We start from the raw sequence: 20147 nt of genomic DNA on the forward strand, positions 1-20147 counted from the left end.
CCAACCAACGGAAGGTCTGGGAAACGCTCCTCCAAATGCAGCAAATAACCGCCGAATACATGCTCTCAAACCTCCCCAATCCTCCTCGTCGCAAACGTCTCTCCAAAAAACGCTTAGGACTTAACTAACCGCCATTCGGGACAGGTCTCTTTCGGGTGTGGTGGTATCCCGTCTGGAAGTTGGAAGAACTGTGATAAAAAAGTCTTGCGCAGAACTGAGGTGCCGTGGTCAGTTGAGCAAGCTTTATGCGCCAAGGACGCCTAAAGGTCCCCCCGAGCCATAGCGTGGGATACTACCATTGCATGTCGCGAGTCGTGGACCTTCAATTCATATTCACGGAGGACGAGAAGGATCGACTCCACACGATCATGCGTGATGCAGAGGCATTCTGTGGAGTCAGGATCCTGACTTTCGGTTTCATGGACAACCACTTCCACATTTTGGTGGAAGTGCCCCGACGGCCTGAAGTTCTGCCCACGGCCGAGGAACTGATCGCAACACTCAAGAAGTTGAAGCATCCGCCTAACGTCAAGCGGATCGAACTGAGAATAGCCAACTATCGCCGGCATCACGACCAGGCAGCCGAGGACGCATTCTTGGCGCGTTATTGGGCGAGGATGTGGGATGTGAGCCAGTTCATGAAGGAGGTGAAGCAAAGGTATACTCAGGGTTACAACCAGCGGCATGGGCGCAAGGGGACGCTCTGGGAGGAGCGCTTTAAGAGTGTGGTGGTGGAGGGGGATGATCTGGCATTGATGTTGGCTGGTGCATACATCGACCTGAATCCGGTGAGGGCCCGGAAGGTATTGGATCCAAAAGAGTATCGTTGGAGTGGGTATGGAAGAGCGGTGGGAGGGGATCGTCGAGCGAGGGAAGGGATCCGCAGGCTGGTGGAATCGTGGGGCCGGAGAACGGGGTTGAGTGAGGAGGAGGCAATGGGAGAATATCGGATGGCGCTGTATCGGACAGGGGACGAACAGAGAGAATCGTTAGACGAAACGGGGCGAGCGGTGCGAGGGGTAATCAAGCATGAGGCGGTGTTGGAGGTGTTGAGGAACCATGGCAAGCTGGACATGGTGGACTATGTGACGTGTCGGGTGAGGTATCTGAGCGACGGAGCAATCCTTGGCAGTCGACGGTTTATGAAGGAACTGACGGAGGGGAACAGTGCTCGATTGGGGGTTCGGGTGAAGAACCGAGAACCCCAGCGGGTGGAGGGATTGAAGGAGGAGTTGTATTCGTTGCGCCGATTGCGGAGCCAGATCTTTGGGTAAAGGGCCCAATTGATGAGCAGAAGGCCGGGAGTCAGCGGAAGCAGTCACGGGCTTTGGGCAGAGGCTCGAATTCAGATGGCTTGGTCAGGAAAGGTTGCGGAAGTTGGGATGGTGGAAGTGTTTTAGCAGCCAGGAACAGTTCAGATCTTCTCGTGGGCCCATCGGCCCCAATCAGCTGCCATTCGGCATCCTGAGTTTCAAAGATGCTTTCTCAGTTTGAAAGATTGGAGGGAGGCTCTTGTTGCAGAACTACCATCGAGGCCTGTCCCCTGATTTGACGCCGGCTTCCGACAGAAGGCGCAAGGGAGGTCTGTCCCCGGATAGTTCGGGATGAACCCCGAGAAACGGTCCAGGTGATTTTCTCGCGCGAGTTCCGGCAGGGCTTTGGGGGGAAAAGTGCAACAGACCTGTCCCTGTAGCTCCCGTCCTCCGGGATCCAGGGTAGGAGGAGGTTGGGAGATGGCCTGTCCCTGGTATCTGACGGGGCACTTTCAATCCGGCCGAGCCGGTTAGTCTGTTCGGACGGCTTGGGGTTGGTGGCCTGGTGAACGAATTTTGAGAAGCAGGGGTTCTGAGGCCTGGCGCCCTGCTTGGTTTGCCACCGCGAAAAATGGACGATCCTGGTCCTTCACCCACGGAGAGGCTTTCAAAAATATCTGTCGACCGTTCTCCCCCTTCAGGAACGTAATGCCGTTCAAGCCCAGATTGTCGACGATGACTCCATGGGGAAGGTTGCTCACCTCAAAGGTGATGGTGTCCTCGAAGCCCCTACGCTCGACACTCAACCAGGCCGAGGTGGTTTGCCCAGGCTCCAAAACGATCTCCTTGGAGGTCTGCATGGCCGCGGTGTTGGTTGAATCTTGCCCTACATAGGGATCCAATCGCACCATCAAAGCGGATGAGGTCTCCTTGAGCTCCACTGATCCCAATGAGTTCACAGCCATCACCGATAAGCGACCGTCTACTTCCGCCTGAGCTGTGATCTGAACACGCTCCCAGTGCGATTGAGTAGGTTTAACTGCCTTCTCGATCGCATGAATGGTTCCGCTCGCAGTTTGGTGACCTGCTTCGATGATCAGGGGCGTCGAAACGGAAAACCCGACAGGAACTCCGCTAATGTCGATGCGAATTTCCCCTGAGAAACCGTCACGACGTTCCGCTCGCAGCGTGAAACTCTGCCCGCTGCCGGGTGAGATCTGTGGGTTCGCCCCCTCCAGGAAGACGTGAAACCCAGGGTCTGGTTCGCGCACGATCAGGCGATAACTAAAGAGATCGCCTCCTCGCCCGGCGGAATCTGCTACCCGAACGACATAGGTTCCTTCCTCGGGCGCGGTGAACGCCAGCCACGAGTCTCGTCCTCCTCTACGTTCAGCATCATCGTCGTTCGAATAATGGAGATGGAACGTCGGCAGGCCGTTCTTCACCAGCTGGGAGCCAGGGGGATGTGGGAGTACAATGAAGCCCTGTTGATCCAAAGCGTGGGCGGTCGGCGAGGTGTCGAAAAAGGTTCGGCGCTTTCCCCCGAGGGTGTACATCATCATCTCGGAGTCAGGTCCTTGCGGCATCCGGAACAATTTCATTACCTCGCCGTTCATATAGAGGAACTGATTCAGCTCCATTTCCTCGTAGTGATCGAGTCGCATACCCGTGGCATCCGCTTCAACAGCTCGGAAGTTCACCGCAGTGTTCCGGACGGCTTGCAGTAGGACACGTTCGATAGGTCGACCGTCCGGATGCAGCACCTCAATGGTCGTATCGATAGGGGAACCTCGCCGCGCGGCGTCGGTTTCGATAATCCACGGTTGCCACTTCTTTGACACGAATGAGAAATGATCCACGTCCGTCTCGAATCGTTTTCCAGCGTGAATCCGCCCGTTCGCGATCCCAGGAGACGGCAACGGAGTGGCTTGATCCGGACGGTCATTTGCCTCCACTTCATCCACCGTGCGAAGCGTGTTGATGAGCACTTTGTAAGGGCTTCTGCTCCTGTAGCGATCAGGGTCTACGGGAACCAGGATTTCCCCCGAGGATCCTGCTTTCACTGTGACCGAGGCATTGGGAGGAAGATTGTAGCCGACCAAACCGACGGTGCGGTCGCCATCGGCCGCCACGCTGGGAGGGTAAACGCCAACAACATAGGGCATCTCCCCGATGCTCAGTCGATAAAAGTGCTCGGCAGAACCGGCGAGCTTGTTATCACGGATAACCGCGCGGTAAGCGCCATTCCTCTCGACCCGGTAAACCATGAGGGGATCGCCCCCGGCGAAGGTGGTCTCGCTGGCTACCATCACTCCCTCGGAATCCAATAGGTCCAGCCGTCCGTTTAATGGAGAGCCGAGGAGTTTGGCGTTCAGATCTAAGATGAGCTCTTGCCCTGCTTGCGCTTTGAACTCCAGCGAGTCTGCATCGCCGGGCGCTTCTAAAGTTCCCCAGAAGGAGGCGGGGAGCGTCTCGGCGCGGTTGATCTCGGTGAATGGGTTTTCCTGGATTGGTGGGAGGTCGTCGACGATCAGTTGGAGTGGGTTGCTTTCCCCTGCTGGTCCAGTGCCCTTGATAGAGTAGGTGCCTCGAGGGAGTGATTTTTCAGCGGTGATTCGGATGGTGACATTGGATCCCGAACCGGAGCCCATTCGCCCAGCCGTCAACTTGGGATGGTCGAAGGTAATCTGACTGATGCTTTCCAGCCCTTTACCGGCGAGTTCGAACTGAACAGTGGTGCCTCGTTGCAGGCCTCTGGGTTGAAGTCGAATCAGCTGCGGTTTCGGCAGCGGTTCAGGTTTGCCGGTCGCGACACTGTACGTTTCGATGGAACCATCTAAACGACCGGCGATGATTTGGTTGCCTTCGCTCAGGAAACTGATTCCAGGTGCCAGGTCGGGTTGCTCGGGAAATGCCAGTCGTTCGGTCAACGTTGCCGTGTCCCAGATCTTGATCAGTCGGTCTTCAGCCGAGGACACCAACCTTCTTCCATCCGGAGACATCGCAAGGCTGAGGATGGTACCTTCGTGTGCGAACCTAGATTCGAGGAGGGGATTGGTGGTCTCAGCTGCCGTTGGGCTGATGCTCCACATGCGGATCCGATTGTCCACTCCGCCCGCAAACAGTCGATCGCCCTTCGGATTCCACACCACTGAATAGATTTCCTTCGTCGATTGTGACAACGTTTCGAGTCTCCTGCCCGTCTCTACGTCCCAGAGTTTGACCGTGCGATCGCCACTGGCGCTGGCGAGGATCTTTCCATCGGGCCGAAACGCGAGGTCGTAGATCGCACCATTGTGTCCATGGAAAGTCCGTGCCTCGAGGCCGCTGGCCGCGTCCCAGACCTTAATCTCCTGGTCGTAACTGCCGGATGCGACCCATTTGGAATCGGGAGAAATTTGTACTGCATAGAGTGCATCTTGATGACCTTCGATCGTTCGGATTAAGGATCCGTCCTGCACCCGCCAAAGCTTCAATTCGCCTACCTGTCCGGGTTGGCCTGCCGCCGAAGCGAGCAGCGTACCATCGGATGAGAAATGAACGGCATTCACCTTTCCACGATGTCCGGTGAGTTTTCGAATCGGAAGCCGGCTCTCCGTCGATATCAGTTCGACCTCGCCATATCGCCCGGCGGCCACGAGCCGTGCTGGCTGAGAGAAGTCAACTGCTTGGATGGAGCGGGGGGCGGGAACTCTGGGGGCGATATCCGGGGTGGTGATCGGACGTCGCTGAGCCGACTGTGGTTTCGGGGCTCCAGCGTCGATCCATTCCCGGATGACCGCAACCTCAGCGCGCTCCAGCTTCCTGCGTTTGCCCGGGGGCATCTGCTTGGCCTTGCCGTCCTTCTCCCAGCGACCCTCGATGGCGCGAATTACCAAGCTTTCGCCCGCCTTTCCTGGGAGCACCGCAGGTCCACTCTCTCCGCCTTTGAGCAGGGACTCGAGGCTGTCCATCATGAGTTGGCCTTCGGGATCCTTCGAGGAATGGCAATCGAGGCAGTGGCGCGCCCAAATCGCATCGACTTGGCTGTAGTCAGGCGTTGCTGCACCCGCGCCCGTCGCTGTTAGTCGAATCGCGACTCCCAGGGCGATCAGGGAGGCGACATGGGATTTCCTTCCGTGAAAAAAGCTGTTTCTCATGTCAGTGATTGAAGAGAAATTCCTTACTGCTCAGCACTGCCCAGCAGAGGTCCTCAAGTGCCTGCCTTCGCTCCTCCGGTTGGGTGGAGGAGAGCACCCTTGATAGTTGTTCTGTTTCTCGTGGAGTGGGGAATCGGGAAACGGCCGTGAGGTAGAGCTCCTCGATCAGCTTCTCTGGAGGAAACTTATGATCGAGCCATTTGGTCAGGACATTGCCGGGAGCGGTGAGCTTTTGGTTGACCGTATCTCCGTTGGCGATGTGGAGAACTTGAGCCATGTTCGGTTCGGCACTGCGCTCACACTCACAGGTTTTCTCTCGATCTGGGCGCCCGAAGGTTTTCAGGAAGTAGGAGAACACTCGGGTATCTGGCAGCTGCAGGGCGCGGATACCCACAGGGTATTGCTGCCCAAGCCCTTGGTTGGCGTTCCGTAAGTCAATTTGAAACACCGTAGGCACCCCCGTGACCTGGGAAAAGGCATCCAGAAGAACTTCCCCGGCCAGCCTCCGGGGATAGTAACGAGCGTAGAATCGAGTATCGCTGGAATTCTCCTTCAGCGGTTCGCTGGACCGTTGGTATGTCTCGCTTTGAAGGATGGCCCGCATCAGAGCCTTGAGATCGTAACGACGCTCCGACAGGTGATCAGCCAAGGCGCTGAGCAGATCCTCGTTGCTCGCTGGATTCGTGATTCGTAAATCGTCGACCTTTTCTACCAAGCCCACTCCCATGAAATTCGCCCACACTCGATTCACGATGCTGCGGGTAAAGTAGGGGTTCTTCGGCGAGGTTAACCAGTTCGCCACAACTTGACGACGATCAATCGCCGAGTCCAGAGGCACGGCCTCTCCATCGAGAGGCTTCGGAGGCTGGGGCCGGCCTCGTAAGGGCTGGTTGATGTCGCCCGAGGGGGCTGCGAAGATGATCTTAGCGCCGTCACCTTCCCCATTCTTCGTTCGAACGCGGGCGAACAGATTGGCGAAGCCGAAGTATTCATCGTTGGTCCATTTCTCCATCGGGTGGTTGTGGCACTTGGCACAATTCACGGACATTCCGAGGAAGGCTTGGGTGACGGTCTCCGCCATTCCGGTTGGATCTTGGTGAAGAGCGAAGAAGTTGGCCGCACCATTCTCTAGGGTGCTTCCGCTCGCGGTGACGATGTCGCGAACCATCTGATCCCAGGGCTTGTTGGCGGCAACGCTGGTGCGGATCCAGTGGTGGTAGCTCCACATGGCATCGGGACGCAGGCGCTCGCTACTGACGAGGAGAAGGTCGCTCCATTTGTAGGTCCAGTAATCGGTAAATTCCGGCCGACGCAGGAGCGTCTCGATCAGGCGATCTCGTTTATCTGGATCTTTGTCTTCCAGAAAGGAACGCACGAACGAGGGTGTGGGGAGCACCCCGATCGTATCGAGGTGGGCGCGACGCACAAACTCAGCGTCGGAACAGCGAGGGGAGGGGGGCAGGTTGAGCTCGTTCAGCTTTAGTGCCACCTGTTCGTCGATGAAGTTTCGCTTCCTCGCTTGAGCCAAGCTAAGCGAGGAGAGGTTGTTGGTATACGGCACAATGACGCGCGCGATCGCCAGGCGGCTTAAATACCAGGCAGTGATGGCTCCTTCGCCAAAGCCTTGAATCTTAGCCGAACCCGACTCACTGACGCTGGTGACGGCGGAATTGGCGTCCGTGTACTTCACCCACTGTGTGACATCCCGAGCGGTGCCATCCGAGAAATGGGCCTTCACGGAGAACTGCTGCTGCATTCCCGGTTGGAGAACGATCCGGTTTGGAAGGATATCCAATTTCTCGATTCGCGGGTCCGCTGCTTGGGGGGCAGGCGCTCCGGCTGCGATCCATTCAGAAAGAATTCGGTATTCCAGTGAGTTGGTGGTGAAACGTTCTCCACCTTTATGGGGGACGGCACCCGTCGGCTTGAGCAGGAGGAGGCTCAAGGCGGGATGGTGCGAGTCAATCCTCCGTCCCAAGGCGCTTCGGGTGATCGAGGCGTGGTCACCTTCATCGTCGTAGCCGCGCAGAGAGAGGCGAAATCCTCCCTGGCCGGCCGCGGCTCCGTGGCAGGCTCCCGCGCTGCATCCGGCCTTGGCTAGAACAGGCTGGACGTCATTACGAAAGCTCCAGCTCGTGTCAGGATCCGGACCTTGAGAGCCGGCGACGACCTGGACGAGGCAGAGTACGAGGCAGGCACCCGCGGTCAGGCATTCTATCGAGGAGGTTCGTTGAGCAAGCGAGCGCATGATGGCAGGGGAGTTGACCGGTTGATCTAGAAGAGCTCGCGGATGGGCTGAGTCCCGAAGTCAACCAGCGGGAAGGGACGTCCAGACGGTCCGGGCAAGTGCGTGTCCAGGTCGAGACCCAGGCTGTGGTAGATGGTGGCGACAACTTCCTTTGGCTGAACTGGACGCTCTACCGGATACGCCCCGATCTCATCGCTTTTCCCAACCACGCGGCCGCCTTTGACACCGCCGCCTGCAAAGCTAACGGTCCAGCATTGGGGCCAGTGATCACGCCCGCCCGTGGGGTTGATGCGTGGAGTGCGACCGAACTCCGCCAGGCACGTCACCAGGGTAGAATCGAGCATCCCGCGTTGGAAGAGATCCTCCAGCAGGGCGCTGTAGCCCTGGTCATACATCGGGGCCACGATTTCTTTCATTCCCGCGATCGAGGTAAACGGTTTCGAGCCGTGGATATCCCAGGTGATTTCATCGAAGACGGTGATGAACGTGTTGACGGTGACGAACCGGACGCCGCGTTCCACGAGTCGGCGCGCCAGCAGGCAGCATTGGCCGAATCGCGTCATGCCGTAGCGCTCTCGGACTTTGAGCGGTTCTTGGGAGAGATCGAAAGCCTCGCGTGCCGTGCTGCTAGTCATGAGGCGATATGCATCGGCGAAGTTGGCATCCATCAGTTTGGCAGCCTCGCTGGATTCGAACGTGCGAATGCTATCCTCCACGACCTGGCGCAGCTCGCGTCGGCGTTGCAGACGTGCCTCACCGATCTCGCGAGGCGGCAGTAAATCGGGCACCTTGAAGTCCTTCTTGGAGGGGTCCGCATCTAACACAAAGGGGTCGTGGGCTTTGCCTAGGAAGCCAGCATCCTGGCCATGGGGCATGTTTCCGCCGGTGGGGCCCATTGGCTCGGGGAGGATGACATTGGCCGGCAGTTCACTCCTCCGGCCCTTCAGGTAGCTCAAGGCGGAGCCGGCATGGGGGGAGTTGATGCCGCCGGCGAACAGACGGCCGGTTTGCATCATCTGGTGACCGGTGTCATGGACGGCTGCTGCGGTGTGATAGCAGGATCTAACCAGGGAGAACTTGTCGGCCAGCTTGGCGTGCAGGGGAAAAATCTCCGATACGTCGATATCAGGGACATTGGTGCGGATCGGTTTGAAAGGCCCTCGAATTTCTCGAGGCGCGTCCGGCTTCATGTCGAAGGTATCGAGTTGGCTGGGTGCACCCAGGTTGAAGATCAGAATGCACGCCTTATCCCCGCGCTTAGGGGCGTCCTTGAGAACCGCCTCGGCGGCGCTGAGGTTGGCCAAGTTGAAGCCGAGGGCACCGAGGGTGCCGACCTGGAGGAAGTCGCGACGCGAGATACCGTCGCAGGTGGTGATTGAGCCCTGACCGGTAAGCTTTAGCATATGACCTGATGGGTAGCATGACCTGAGTTCCGGGTTGGCGCGCAACGAAGCCGGGACCGCGGAGGGATCATGAATCTGATAGGATTAGGACATAAACCGTTGTGCCAGTCCATGCTGGAAGCGGATAAATCTGGGGCAGCGTGTTAGGAAGCCTTTACCAACAGATTTAGGCCAATCCCATCTTTCTCCTCACCAAAACGTAACTGACCCGACGTTCAGGTGTCATGGACATCCGTCAGCGTTCAGCCATGACCTACCTCTTAGATGGCCCTGGGTTGGCGCCGCTGCTGGGCAACGCGCTGACATTCGCGTTCGAGAAGGCGACCGTGGAAGGCAAGATTACCATCACGCTGCTGGTGGTGGTTTCGCTCTTTAGCTGGACGGTGATCATCACGAAAGGGCGGCAGATATTTCGGGCGTTGAAGATGGGGAAGCGTTTCTTCGCGGCCTATCGTTCGACCCGTGATCCCTTGGATCTGTTTCGAAAGAAGGAGGATTTCGATGGGGCTCCGGCTTTTGATGTGTACTACACCGGCTGCGAGGAACTGGAGTATCACCTGAAGAATAATCCGGTGACGATCAAGGGCGAGACCCGAGTCAGCAATGCCTCCTTTGAATCCGTCAAAGTGTCTATGGAGCGTGCGGTTAGCAGCCAGGGTATGAGTTTGGAGAAGGGGATGATCATTCTCTCGACCGCTGTGGCAGGAGGCCCGTTCATCGGATTGCTAGGAACGGTGTGGGGGGTCATGGAGACCTTCTCTGGGGTGGCGATCGCAAAGGCGGCTAGTCTGACGGCCATGGCTCCTGGAGTCGCGGGCGCGCTGATCGCCACAGTCGTGGGTCTTTTCGTCGCGATCCCGGCCATGTTTGCCTACAACTACATGGTTACCACGATTCGAGCCATCACCCAGGAGCTGGACAACTTCGCCACCGAATTCGTTACCGCGGTCGAGCACAAGTATGTCGACAATCGGCCCATCGCCGACGAGATCGCGGATGCCTTACGAGCCTTCCAGAAGGAAACCTCGACGTCCGCGGCCGCCTCCCCGACCCAGAGCTAACCCAGGGCATCGACGCCATGAAAAAGTATTCGCAGAGCAACCACCATACGCTCAACGAGCTGAACATCACGCCTCTGCTCGACTTGGCCTTCGTGCTGCTGGTGATCTTCATCATCACCACGACACCCGCCGTGAATGATTTGAACATCGCGCTTCCCGATGCCACCAGTCGTCCCAAGGACGCTCCGCCGAGCGTCAACTATGTGACGGTGGACAACGCGGGAAAGATCTTTCTGAACACTGCAGAGATGACTGAGGATTCCTTGCTGAAGACCCTGGTGGAATTCCGCAAGGCGGATCCCGACCTGAACATCGTGGTTCGGGGCGACGCGAAGGTCCAATACCAGAAGATCGTTGGGGTGTTGGATATTCTGGTTTCTGCGAACGTCAACAAGGTCGGCTTGGCCACGGAAGCGGGTGCTGGAAAATGAGCTCATCTCGTCTCCCGGGTTGAAGCCCTTGCCCGCCACACTTGATTCTCTTTGCTGCCCTCTGATCTGACTGAGGTATGCCCAGGAAAAAAACCGATCAAACCCGATCCAGCCTCACTATCGCGGCGGTGTTGCATGCGATTCTCATCGGGGCGGTGGTGTTCTGGGCCTACAAGACTGGCAATCTGGAGAAGGCTGCCCAGATGCTGGGAATCATCCCCCAGCAGCGTAAGGCTGAAACGCCGCCCCCGCAGACCGCCAAGCCACCCTCCACCCAGCAGACTCCACAGGCTCAGTTGCCGCCGATCGCGTCCTCATCGCGTCCTTCCACCGGCACTCGTCGGGCAGTGGCGGGTGATGCGCCGGCGTCGGCAGGCGGAGGAAGCTTTTTTCAGGACACCCGCGTTCAGACCACGGGGCCGAGCACTGCTGCGACGGCCCCACCGCCGGCACCGGCGCCCCCACCCCCTCCGCAGGTCAAGGCGCCGCCGCGAGTGGAGCTGTTGCCTCCACGCGCCACGGGTGCCGGGTCGGTCGTGAAGCTGGATCGGGAGCGGTTGACGGCCAAGCGTGTGCAGGATTCGATCGGTGCTGAGCAGATGTCCCGTGGCGTCGGGTCGAGCGCTGGCGACGCGGTTGCCAAGGTGACGGGCACCACGGTTGTGGACGGAAAATTTGTCGTCGTTCGGGGTTTGAGCGATCGATACACCTCCACCACCCTCAACGGGGGCGACATTCCGAGCGCGGATCCTTATCGCAAGTCGGTTCAGCTGGATCTGGTTCCGGCCAACATGGTGGAGAGCATCGTTGTGACGAAGACGTTCACGCCGGATCAACCGGGCGGATTCACGGGTGGTGCGATTAACATTCTGACCAAGAGCTTTCCGGAGAAGCGCATGATGTCGTTCACCGCTGGCACAGGTTACAATTCCCAGACGACGGGAAAGGACTACTTGAGTTCAGTAGGGGGGCAGGATTGGACCGCGATGGACGATGGATCACGTGCGCTTTCGGAGAACTTGACCGGGGTGAAGCCTTCGGATCTTTCCGGACCCTCCACCTCGGGCGTGGTGCGCAACAACAAGGAAACCGCGGACAGGATTCAGTTCGTGCTCCAGCAGCTTGGGCCAGCGCAGTTTGCGGGGGTCAAGAAGACGGCGCCGCCCAATCAGAGTTATGCTTTCTCCATGGGCGATACGGTCAACGTGTTCACCAAGCCCCTTGGCTACTTTGTCGGAGTGAATTACAAGCGAGACTACAACACTTACAGTGATGGCCTGTTGCGGCGCTACACTGCCGACTTTAACCGGCCGGAGATTCGTCGGGATCTCAAGGAGGAGCGCGGCACGGAGGAGACGGCCTGGGGCTCCGTAGTGAACCTCGCCTACAAGCCCCATCCGGATCACGAAGTTGGCTTCACCTTCGTCTACAACCAGGTGGGAGAGGATACCGCCCGTCACCTTGAGGGTTACAACGTCGACAACAACCCCGATGTGCTGGTCCAGGATCAGCTCTTTTATACCGAGAGGAATCTGAATACCTATCAGTTCAAGGGGAAACATGAGCTGCCCCAGGTCCGGGATATGAAAATTGAGTGGCTGGTGTCTTTGTCGAACACTTCGCAGGATGAGCCTGACGCCCGTTTCTTTCACTACACCAAGAGCACCAATGCCATTCCTTCGTATCAGCTTGGCTTCTCCGGAACGGACCCGATCCGGCCGAGCCGTTACTTCCGGCAGTTGGAGGAGAACAACCTAAACTGGAAGCTGGACGATACGCTGCCCTTTCGCCTGCGCAATGGCCAGGAAGGTGAAATCAAATTCGGGCTGCTGCAGAGCTTTTCGGATCGAACGTTTGCGGAACGAACGTTTGCATATGCTGGCGATTCAGGCTTTGGGACGAGCGGGGATCCGAACCGCTACCTGACGGCCGACGTGCTGACCTACATCATCACTCGGCAGGGTCGGAACACCAATTACAACTTCCAACGTTTTTTTGACAACGTGACCATCGGTAACAACCGCTATGTAGGCAATCAGGAGGTTGGGGCGCAGTATGGAATGGTGGAGTTGCCACTGACTCGAACGGTGAAGATTCTGGGGGGCGCGCGAATGGAAACAACGGACCTCGATGTCACGGCATTCAACCCGAATCAGGGGTCCACCAATGGCACCATTCAGGCCAACGATCTGCTTCCTGGTGCGGGTCTGGTCATCAATTTGCGCTCGAATATGAATCTGCGCTTCAACTTCGGCCGCACCATCGCGCGGCCTACCTACCGCGAGTTCGCACCCGTGACCATTTACGATATCCCTACGGACACGTTGGTGGAGGGTAACCCCCGGCTTGAGCGCAGCCAGATTGACAATTACGACGTGAGATGGGAGTGGTTTCCGAGAGCGGGCGAAGTGCTCTCACTCAGCGCCTTCTACAAGGACATCAGCAAGCCCATCGAGCGATTTTCATCGGACCTGACCGATGGCACGGTGTCCTACGTCAATTTTCCTTCGGCCAAGGTTTATGGGTTGGAGCTGGAAGCTCGCAAAGCGCTGGACTTCCTGGATCCCATTCTGAGTCCTTTCAGTGCGGGCATGAACCTATCGTTGATCGGCTCTGAGGTCCCGTTGGACGCTGCGACGATGCGCAACAAGAAGCGGTTTGGCTACACCGGCGGCAGCAAGCGCTCCCTCTACGATCAATCTCCTTATGTGTTGAATGCCGACATCACCTACCACAACCCGAGCGTGGGCACCACCGCCACCATTCAGACCAGCATGGCTGGAAAGCGCATCTTTGTGGCTACCGGCGCCGGTGAGGATGTCTACGAACATCCCCCGATGGGACTTGATTTCGTAGTCACGCAGCGTCTCACCCGAAACTTGAAGCTAAAGTTTACCGCGCGGAACCTTTTAGATCTGCCCTATCGCCGATCCTACGGGGAGGATGCGACTCAGTATTCCTATTCCAGCTATCGGCGAGGGAGGCTGTTTTCCCTTTCTCTGACCTGTGATCTGTGAAGCTTTATGACTTCTCGTCTATCCCATCTGGCTCGATACCGTCTGGTGGCAGCGGCCTGGCTGTGGCTGGCTGGGTTGTCTTCCCTCTGGGCGGCCGAGGGCGATGCTGCTTCGCCGGCCGGTTCCGACGCTCCGCCGGCGCGAATGACCTATGAGGCGATCTACAAGTTGGCGAGTGAGGCGGGCTACGCCGATGCCCAGAACTACGTCGCTGACTGCTTCTTCTACGGGATTGAAGGTCAAAAGCAGGATTTCGAACAGGCCGTGATTTGGTATCGGCGTGCGGCGGTTCGTGGGCTGGCGGTGGCACAGTTCAACCTGGGTGTTCTTTATGAAGCTGGGCGCGGTGTGGCCACCAACTATCTCAAGGCAAGGGAATGGTTTGAAAGGTCGGCGAACCAGGGCTATGCCGACGCTCAGAGTGCGCTGGGCCTGCTACACTTTTTCGGGCGCGGCACCGCCACCAATCACCAGGTAGCATTGGATTGGTTTGGCAGGGCTGCTCAACAGAACCAGGCTGAAGCTGCCTACTATCTGGCTCTGATGCATCGAGACGGTCTGGGTTGCCCCCCGGACTTGCGGCTGGCTGAAAGCTGGATGGAGAGGTCTGCGACCAACCGCCATGCTTTGGCGCAGCTTGGTTTGGGCGAGCTGTTAGCGGACCATTCAGCTTTCTCACCTCGCAAGCCTGAGGCTGCTCAGTGGTTCTTTCGCGCCGCTACTCAGGAGGTAGCTCGCGCTCAGTACCGATTTGCCCAGACTCTGGAGAATGCCGCACCGAGCGGATCCAACCGGCTGGAGGCGGTACGCTGGTATCGGAAAGCCGCGGAGCAGAACTTCACTCGTGCGCAGACGCGATTGGCGGATCTTCTGGAACAGGATGACTCGAAGGCTACCAACCTCGTGGAGGCTCTTTTCTGGTATCGGGTGGCGGCAGATTCCGGAGATCCCGAAGCCGAATCCGGTCTGGGTGAGATGTATTGGCGCGGACGAGGGGTGGCGGTGAATCCCTATGAGGCGGTGGTTTGGTTTCAGAAGGCGGCGGAACGGGGTCACCCGGCCGCCTGTTACCAATTGGGAAGAGCGCTGCTGTCGGGAACCGGAGTGGGGAAAAACCCCGGTGCCGCCCAAAAATGGTTCTCACGCGGTGCCGAGAAGGGTAACAGCGACTGTCTATTCGAGCTGAGCCAACTGCATTGGCAGGGCTTGGCTGTCTCTCGCGACCCAGCCCAGGCGCTCATCTTGGCGCGCAAGGCGGCGGATCAGGGGCATCGAGAAGCTGCGTACTTCCTTGGAATGGCTGCGGAGGAAGGCAAGACGGTGCCATTGGACTTGAGCGAAGCGTTGCAATATTTCCGCAGTGCAGCGGAACGAGGCCATGCTGGCGCTCAGGCGCGACTGGGGCGGATGCTGGCACTGGGGATCGGGGGGATGATCAATCTTCCCGAAGCCTCGCGCTGGTTGGCGGAATCCGCACGTCAAACCAACTTCATGGGATGTTTCGAATGGGCGCGCCTCCTCCGGCAGGGCACTGGGGTCGCACGGGATCCGGTGGCAGCTGCGCGTCTGTTGGAGATCGCGGCGCGGGGAGGCTACATCCCTGCTCAAACCCTTCTGGGTGTGATGCGGCAGGGAGGCGAGGCCGGGGCTGCCGATCCCGAGATCGCCGTGGTTTGGTGGCAGCGCGCGGCTGAGGCAGGGGATGCCGAGGCGGCATTTCTATTGGCGCGAGCGTATCTGGAAGGCACCGGGGTTGAGCAGAGTGAAACGACGGGAATCAATTGGCTGCGGCAGGCCTCCGAGGGTGGAGACTCCTCGGCTAGGAAACTTTTGGCCCAAATGAATCTCGAGGGGCCTGCTCATTCGCAGTCCAAACGGGAGGCCTACAAGTGGCTTTCGTTGGCAGCCGAGTCTGGAGATGTGGAAGCCAAGGCTAAGCTGGCGGAATTGGATCGCACTTTCTCCGCTCAAGACCTGGTGAAAGCCCAGCAGTTCTTGGCGGAGTATAAGGCGTTACGGGATCTGCTTCACTGATCCATCCGGAAGCAGTTCGACACGGAGCTTTTGGGTCCCGGCGTCCGCCTCCCTTCGACCCCGTTCTTTGTTGGCTTCACCGTGGCGGGCGAGCTGGGCGGACAAGACTAGCGGGTCGCGCAGCTGCTCCTCCAGTTGAGTCTTGGCGGTGTCGGTAAGCTTCAAAGCGTTGGAGGTAGCGTTGAGCTTGGCCAGGGCCTGTTGAACTTCATTGCTGAGGCCGGAGAGTTGCGCCTCGGTCGACAGGAGCCTTCCCTTGAGCTGGGTCATTCTCTCGTGGTGGTCTCCACGTTCGTCGGTCAGCTCCAGCACCTCAAGCCGGAGTCGGTTGGAGACTGCTCGAGCATTTTCGACCCAGGCCAGATGGTTTGATTCGAGCGCCGCGAACGCACCCTTCACTTTTGGCAGCTCGTTGGTGACCAGGAGGTGCTCCTCCTGCACGAGTTTCAACTGGGTTTGTAGGGTATAGGCAAGGCGACCTTGCTCGTCAAATTTGACAACGGCTTGCTTCCAATCGTTGGAGACCTTCGTCAGCTCATTTACCAGGGCGCTTTGCTCACTGGAAGCTGAACGGTTTTGAAGAACCAGGGCACCGATTAAGAGGCCACAGACACCGCCAAGTGCGAGGGTGGATGGATTCATGGCTGGGATCCCTTGGAGGCACTCTGAGTGGCGGGTTGCGGTGCTTGGGTTGTGGCTTGAGGCGCATTGGTGGAATTTGACTCGGGAGAGAACCGGTCAAGCATCCAGCGTTTGATGTTGTGTGACACCGTGGGAGGGGCTGTTTCGTCGAGGACCATGCTGGTGCCTTTCATCCGGATCCTGAGCTCCTCGGCATTCGCAATCTTGACAAGAACGTCTCCTGGAATGCGGTAAACGGTGGTCTGGATACCTGGTCGAGCGATCAAAGGCGCAACCGTATTGGTGGCCGTGAACCCGTAGCGCATGCCATCGACGAGCAGCACCAAGGACTCACCGGTGCTCTGCAGAGTAAAGTCAGGCGACGGGGTCAGCTCGGTGATGAGATAGTAGTCCCTGGTCTGGTCGCGGCGCACTTCTCGACGTGCATTCAGCCACAGAGTGCGCCGATCCAATATGCCGCGGCTAACCTTGTTTCCGGTCAGTTCATCCACTTTGACGCCTTCATACGCATCCAACCGAGCTTGACTGCGGTAACCCGCGCAACCGGCTGCCAGCAACGCCACCATCGAGAGAATCCAAAGTTGTCGCATAGGTATCTCTTGTCCGATAACCGCAGTCCTAAGTCAAAAGCAGAGGCTCGAGGGAGACGCGATTTTGCCTGGCCGTAACCTGTGTGTCAGCCAAGCGTCACATGGAGGCTGGCCTGCAGGTTCTAGAGCCGCTCAAGCTACCGGGCCGAACTTCATCATGGTCCTAAAAATCGACATTACGGTCAGTGCCCTCCGCCCTTGGGCGGCCGATCGATGCCTCTAGTCCGCGAGTGACACTCGGCGGTCATCATTTCGATGGATTTCGCTAATGCTTTAACTCCTTCGTAACCCTGGTGACCACCGAGTGCCATGGGGTTGGACGATATTCCTCGGGCATAACCGAACTCAACCCAAACTGAAAATCATGAAGAAGAAGTTCAAAAAAACAATCGGACGACTGGCGGCCGGGTGCCTGCTTGCAGGCGTGGCGGCGAACGGTGACACCATTCAGATTACCAACGCTGACATTAGTGGCAGCACTCAATGGTATAGTACCAACACCTACGTCCTGAACGGATTCGTGTTTGTCGAGCAAGGCGAGACGTTGAGCATTGAAGCCGGAACAGTGGTGCAGGCCAAGGGCGGAGAGGGTGCGAATATCAGCGCCCTGGTCGTGACACGCGGTGGCAAGCTCTTTGCCGTGGGCACCCCCACGCGTCCGATCATCTTTACCTCGGAGCAGGACGACGTCACTGACCCCGAGGACTTGGGAATCTGGGACCGGGGTCTGTGGGGTGGCGTGGTGCTGATGGGACGCGCCAAGATTAACACCGCCATAGATGCCTCCGGGAATGCAGCGACCCCGAAGTTCGACGTCTATGAAGGCATTCCCTCGACGAACCCCAATTACCAGCAGTTTTTCTATGGTGGGGACGACGATGACGATAGCTCAGGAATTCTCCGCTATGTCTCGATCCGCCATGGCGGCAAGGTGCTTGAATCGAACAAGGAAATCAACGGCCTGTCCTTGTGCGCTGTCGGTCGCGGCACCACGATCGAGTTCGTTGAGACCTATGCGATCAAGGACGACGGGTTCGAGTTCTTTGGCGGCACGGTCAACACCCGCTATCTGGTGAGCGCATTCAACGATGACGACGCCTTTGATGCGGACCAGGGGCACAGCGGCAAGCACCAGTTCTGGTTCGCGCTGCAGGCTTCGGACGTCCGCGACAAGGGCATGGAGCTGAACGGTGAGCCTGCGGGTCTCGCTGTGGGCAACACCCCCTTGGCTCAGTTCACGGTGTACAATGCGACGCTCATCGGAGCGGGAGCCGGAGCGGGAGGCAACAACAACAACGTGTTCACCATTCGCGACTATGCCTCGCCTCGGATTTACAACAGCATCTTTTCGGACTTTGCCCAGCGCGGGGTTTCGATCGATGTTCGCAGCAAGGAGCATCTCGATAGCGGCAAGCTGGATCTCCGCGACAACATTTGGTGGGGATTCACCGATGGAAACACCGCCGCAAACCTCGACATCCTGAACGGGGCCATCCTTTTCAGCGATGCCGACCGCCGCAATGCGATCGTCAACCCGATGCTTCGCTCCATCAGCCGGACCAATGAGATGAATCTCGATCCCCGGCCCGTGGCTGGAAGTCCGGCCCTGTCCACCGATCGTATGCCGCCGAGCGACGACCCGTTTTATGTTCAGGCAGGCTACAAGGGTGCCTTCGATGGCACCACTCTGTGGACCAGTGGCTGGACAGCGCTTTCACAATACGGCATCACCCCTCCTCTCGGAGGAAGGCCCGAGAACGTGGTTCAGGTCGCCAACACGGATATCAGCGGCACGGTGAACTGGTACAACACCAACACCTATGTCCTGAACGGCTTTGTCTTCGTCGAGCAGGGCGAAGTGCTGAACATCGAAGCGGGTACTGTTATCAAGGGTAAAGGGGGCGAAGGCGCCAACATCAGCGCCTTGGTAGTGGCTCGTGGTGGTAAGCTCATGGCCATGGGCACGGCGTTGAACCCGATCATCTTCACGGCCGAGGTGGACGACGTCAACGATAGCGAGGATCTGGGAGTGTGGGACCGCGGTTTGTGGGGCGGAGTCGTGCTATTGGGACGCGCCCGCATCAATACTGCTGTCGATGCTGCTGGCAACGCCGCCTCACCCAAGTTCGACGTCTACGAGGGCATTCCGTCCACGAACCCGAACTACGCACAGTTCATCTTCGGTGGCGAGGACGACGACGACAGCTCTGGTGTGATGCGATATGTGTCGATCCGCCATGGTGGCAAGGTCCTGGAATCGAACAAGGAAATCAACGGGCTGTCACTCGGTGCGGTGGGCCGTGGCACGATCATCGAATGCGTCGAGACCTACGCCATCAAGGACGACGGGTTTGAGTTCTTCGGCGGCACGGTCAACACGCGCTACCTGATCAGCGCCTTTAACGACGACGACGCTTTTGATGCCGATCAAGGTCACAGTGGTAAGCATCAGTTTTGGTTTGCGCTGCAAGCGCCGGACGTGCGGGACAAAGGCATGGAGCTCAACGGTGAGCCCCAGGGATTGGCGGTCAGCAACAGCCCCCTGGCCCAGTTCACCATCCACAACGCCACGATCATCGGAGCCGGTGCCGGCAGTGGTGGAAACAACAACAATGCCTTCACCATTCGGGACTACTCTTCTCCGCGGCTCTACAACAGCATCTTCACCGACTTCGCCCAACGGGGTGTTTCGATCGATGCTCGTAGCAAGAATCATCTGGACAACGGAAATCTGGACTTCCAGGACAACATCTGGTGGGGTTTTACTGATGGAAACACTGCCGCAAATCTGGATATCCTGAACAGTTCGGTGCTGTTCTCCGACGCCGCTCGCCAGAACGACATTGTGGACCCGATGCTGACCTCGATCAGCCGCACTGCCAACTCCCAGCTGGATCCTCGTCCGGCCGCAGGCAGTCCGGCGCTGAGCACCGACCGTTTGGCCCCTGCTGACGGCTTCTATGCCCAGGTGAACTACAAGGGCGCGTTCAACAAGGTGAACTGGGCGGCCGGGTGGACCGCCTTGAGCGCCTACGGAGTGTTGACGCCCATGGGCGCCGGGCAGAAGGAATCGGCCACAGTGGTCGAGCCTCCGGCCCCGTCCATTGTTATCAGCATCAGCTCCGGATCTCTGAACATGGCGATCCAGTCGGTAGTCGGAAAGTCCTATCAGCTGCAATCCACCACCAGCATTCTGAGCCCTAACTGGGTGAATGAAGGCGCGGCGGTCGTTGGCACCGGTGCTGATGTCCTACTGAACGCTGCGGTGGGAGCTGATCCCAGCAAGTTCTATCGCGTGATCATTCAGTAATCCGCGTCCGCATCCAGTT

General features: G+C 58.3%; 11 protein-coding genes. 6 read left to right on the forward strand and 5 right to left on the reverse strand.

The features are described from left to right. Positions 1 to 245 precede the first annotated feature (245 nt). Complete coding sequence (locus JNN07_12740; GenBank protein MBL9168603.1) at positions 246 to 1274, forward strand: transposase; 1029 nt, start codon at positions 246 to 248, stop codon at positions 1272 to 1274. Between the two features lie 509 nt (positions 1275 to 1783). Here the strand turns inward: JNN07_12740 and JNN07_12745 are convergent. Genes JNN07_12745 through JNN07_12755 form a run of 3 tightly spaced genes read right to left on the reverse strand, consistent with a single transcriptional unit; the run spans position 1784 to position 9043 of the window. Further along, the gene (locus JNN07_12745) at positions 1784 to 5392 is read right to left on the reverse strand and encodes a hypothetical protein (GenBank protein MBL9168604.1); all 3609 of its coding nucleotides are present in this window, start codon (positions 5390 to 5392) and stop codon (positions 1784 to 1786) included. A 1-nt stretch (position 5393) separates the two neighbouring features. Beyond that, the gene (locus JNN07_12750) at positions 5394 to 7640 is read right to left on the reverse strand and encodes a DUF1553 domain-containing protein (GenBank protein MBL9168605.1); all 2247 of its coding nucleotides are present in this window, start codon (positions 7638 to 7640) and stop codon (positions 5394 to 5396) included. Positions 7641 to 7666: 26 nt separating this feature from the next. Further along, positions 7667 to 9043, reverse strand: coding sequence for a DUF1501 domain-containing protein (locus tag JNN07_12755; GenBank protein MBL9168606.1), 1377 nt, complete (start codon positions 9041 to 9043; stop codon positions 7667 to 7669). Positions 9044 to 9291: 248 nt separating this feature from the next. Between JNN07_12755 and JNN07_12760 the strand changes: the two genes are divergently transcribed. The 4 genes from JNN07_12760 to JNN07_12775 all read left to right on the forward strand — a co-directional run bounded on the left by JNN07_12760 (position 9292) and on the right by JNN07_12775 (position 15586). After that, a complete protein-coding gene (locus JNN07_12760; GenBank protein ID MBL9168607.1) occupies positions 9292 to 10104 on the forward strand; it encodes a MotA/TolQ/ExbB proton channel family protein in 813 nt (270 codons plus the stop codon). A gap of 17 nt (positions 10105 to 10121) precedes the next feature. Then, entirely contained in the window at positions 10122 to 10535 is a 414-nt protein-coding gene (locus JNN07_12765) for a biopolymer transporter ExbD (GenBank protein MBL9168608.1), read from the forward strand. Between the two features lie 77 nt (positions 10536 to 10612). Then, positions 10613 to 13552: a TonB-dependent receptor gene (locus tag JNN07_12770; protein ID MBL9168609.1), complete on the forward strand. Its 2940-nt coding sequence runs from the start codon at positions 10613 to 10615 to the stop codon at positions 13550 to 13552. 6 nt (positions 13553 to 13558) lie between these two features. Continuing rightward, positions 13559 to 15586: an SEL1-like repeat protein gene (locus JNN07_12775; GenBank protein ID MBL9168610.1), complete on the forward strand. Its 2028-nt coding sequence runs from the start codon at positions 13559 to 13561 to the stop codon at positions 15584 to 15586. On the opposite strand, the gene JNN07_12780 is transcribed toward JNN07_12775, so the two are convergent. Both JNN07_12780 and JNN07_12785 read right to left on the reverse strand, forming a co-directional pair. After that, the gene (locus JNN07_12780; GenBank protein ID MBL9168611.1) at positions 15566 to 16228 is read right to left on the reverse strand and encodes a hypothetical protein; all 663 of its coding nucleotides are present in this window, start codon (positions 16226 to 16228) and stop codon (positions 15566 to 15568) included. The genes JNN07_12775 and JNN07_12780 overlap by 21 nt on opposite strands. Then, entirely contained in the window at positions 16225 to 16818 is a 594-nt protein-coding gene (locus JNN07_12785) for a hypothetical protein (protein ID MBL9168612.1), read from the reverse strand. Before JNN07_12785 ends, JNN07_12780 begins: the two co-directional genes overlap by 4 nt. Positions 16819 to 17182: 364 nt before the next feature. On the opposite strand from JNN07_12785, the gene JNN07_12790 reads away from it, so the two are divergent. Then, a complete protein-coding gene (locus JNN07_12790) occupies positions 17183 to 20128 on the forward strand; it encodes a hypothetical protein (protein MBL9168613.1) in 2946 nt (981 codons plus the stop codon). Positions 20129 to 20147 lie beyond the last annotated feature (19 nt).

The organism is Verrucomicrobiales bacterium, from assembly GCA_016793885.1.
Lineage (GTDB): Bacteria > Verrucomicrobiota > Verrucomicrobiia > Limisphaerales > UBA11320 > UBA11320.

Coding starts and splice junctions, on each gene's coding strand:
- JNN07_12740 (MBL9168603.1), top strand. CDS start 246: ATGCGCCAAGGACGCCTAAAGGTCCCCCCGAGCCATAGCGTGGGATAC.
- JNN07_12745 (MBL9168604.1), bottom strand. CDS start 5,392: ATGAGAAACAGCTTTTTTCACGGAAGGAAATCCCATGTCGCCTCCCTG.
- JNN07_12750 (MBL9168605.1), bottom strand. CDS start 7,640: ATGCGCTCGCTTGCTCAACGAACCTCCTCGATAGAATGCCTGACCGCG.
- JNN07_12755 (MBL9168606.1), bottom strand. CDS start 9,043: ATGCTAAAGCTTACCGGTCAGGGCTCAATCACCACCTGCGACGGTATC.
- JNN07_12760 (MBL9168607.1), top strand. CDS start 9,292: ATGACCTACCTCTTAGATGGCCCTGGGTTGGCGCCGCTGCTGGGCAAC.
- JNN07_12765 (MBL9168608.1), top strand. CDS start 10,122: ATGAAAAAGTATTCGCAGAGCAACCACCATACGCTCAACGAGCTGAAC.
- JNN07_12770 (MBL9168609.1), top strand. CDS start 10,613: ATGCCCAGGAAAAAAACCGATCAAACCCGATCCAGCCTCACTATCGCG.
- JNN07_12775 (MBL9168610.1), top strand. CDS start 13,559: ATGACTTCTCGTCTATCCCATCTGGCTCGATACCGTCTGGTGGCAGCG.
- JNN07_12780 (MBL9168611.1), bottom strand. CDS start 16,228: ATGAATCCATCCACCCTCGCACTTGGCGGTGTCTGTGGCCTCTTAATC.
- JNN07_12785 (MBL9168612.1), bottom strand. CDS start 16,818: ATGCGACAACTTTGGATTCTCTCGATGGTGGCGTTGCTGGCAGCCGGT.
- JNN07_12790 (MBL9168613.1), top strand. CDS start 17,183: ATGAAGAAGAAGTTCAAAAAAACAATCGGACGACTGGCGGCCGGGTGC.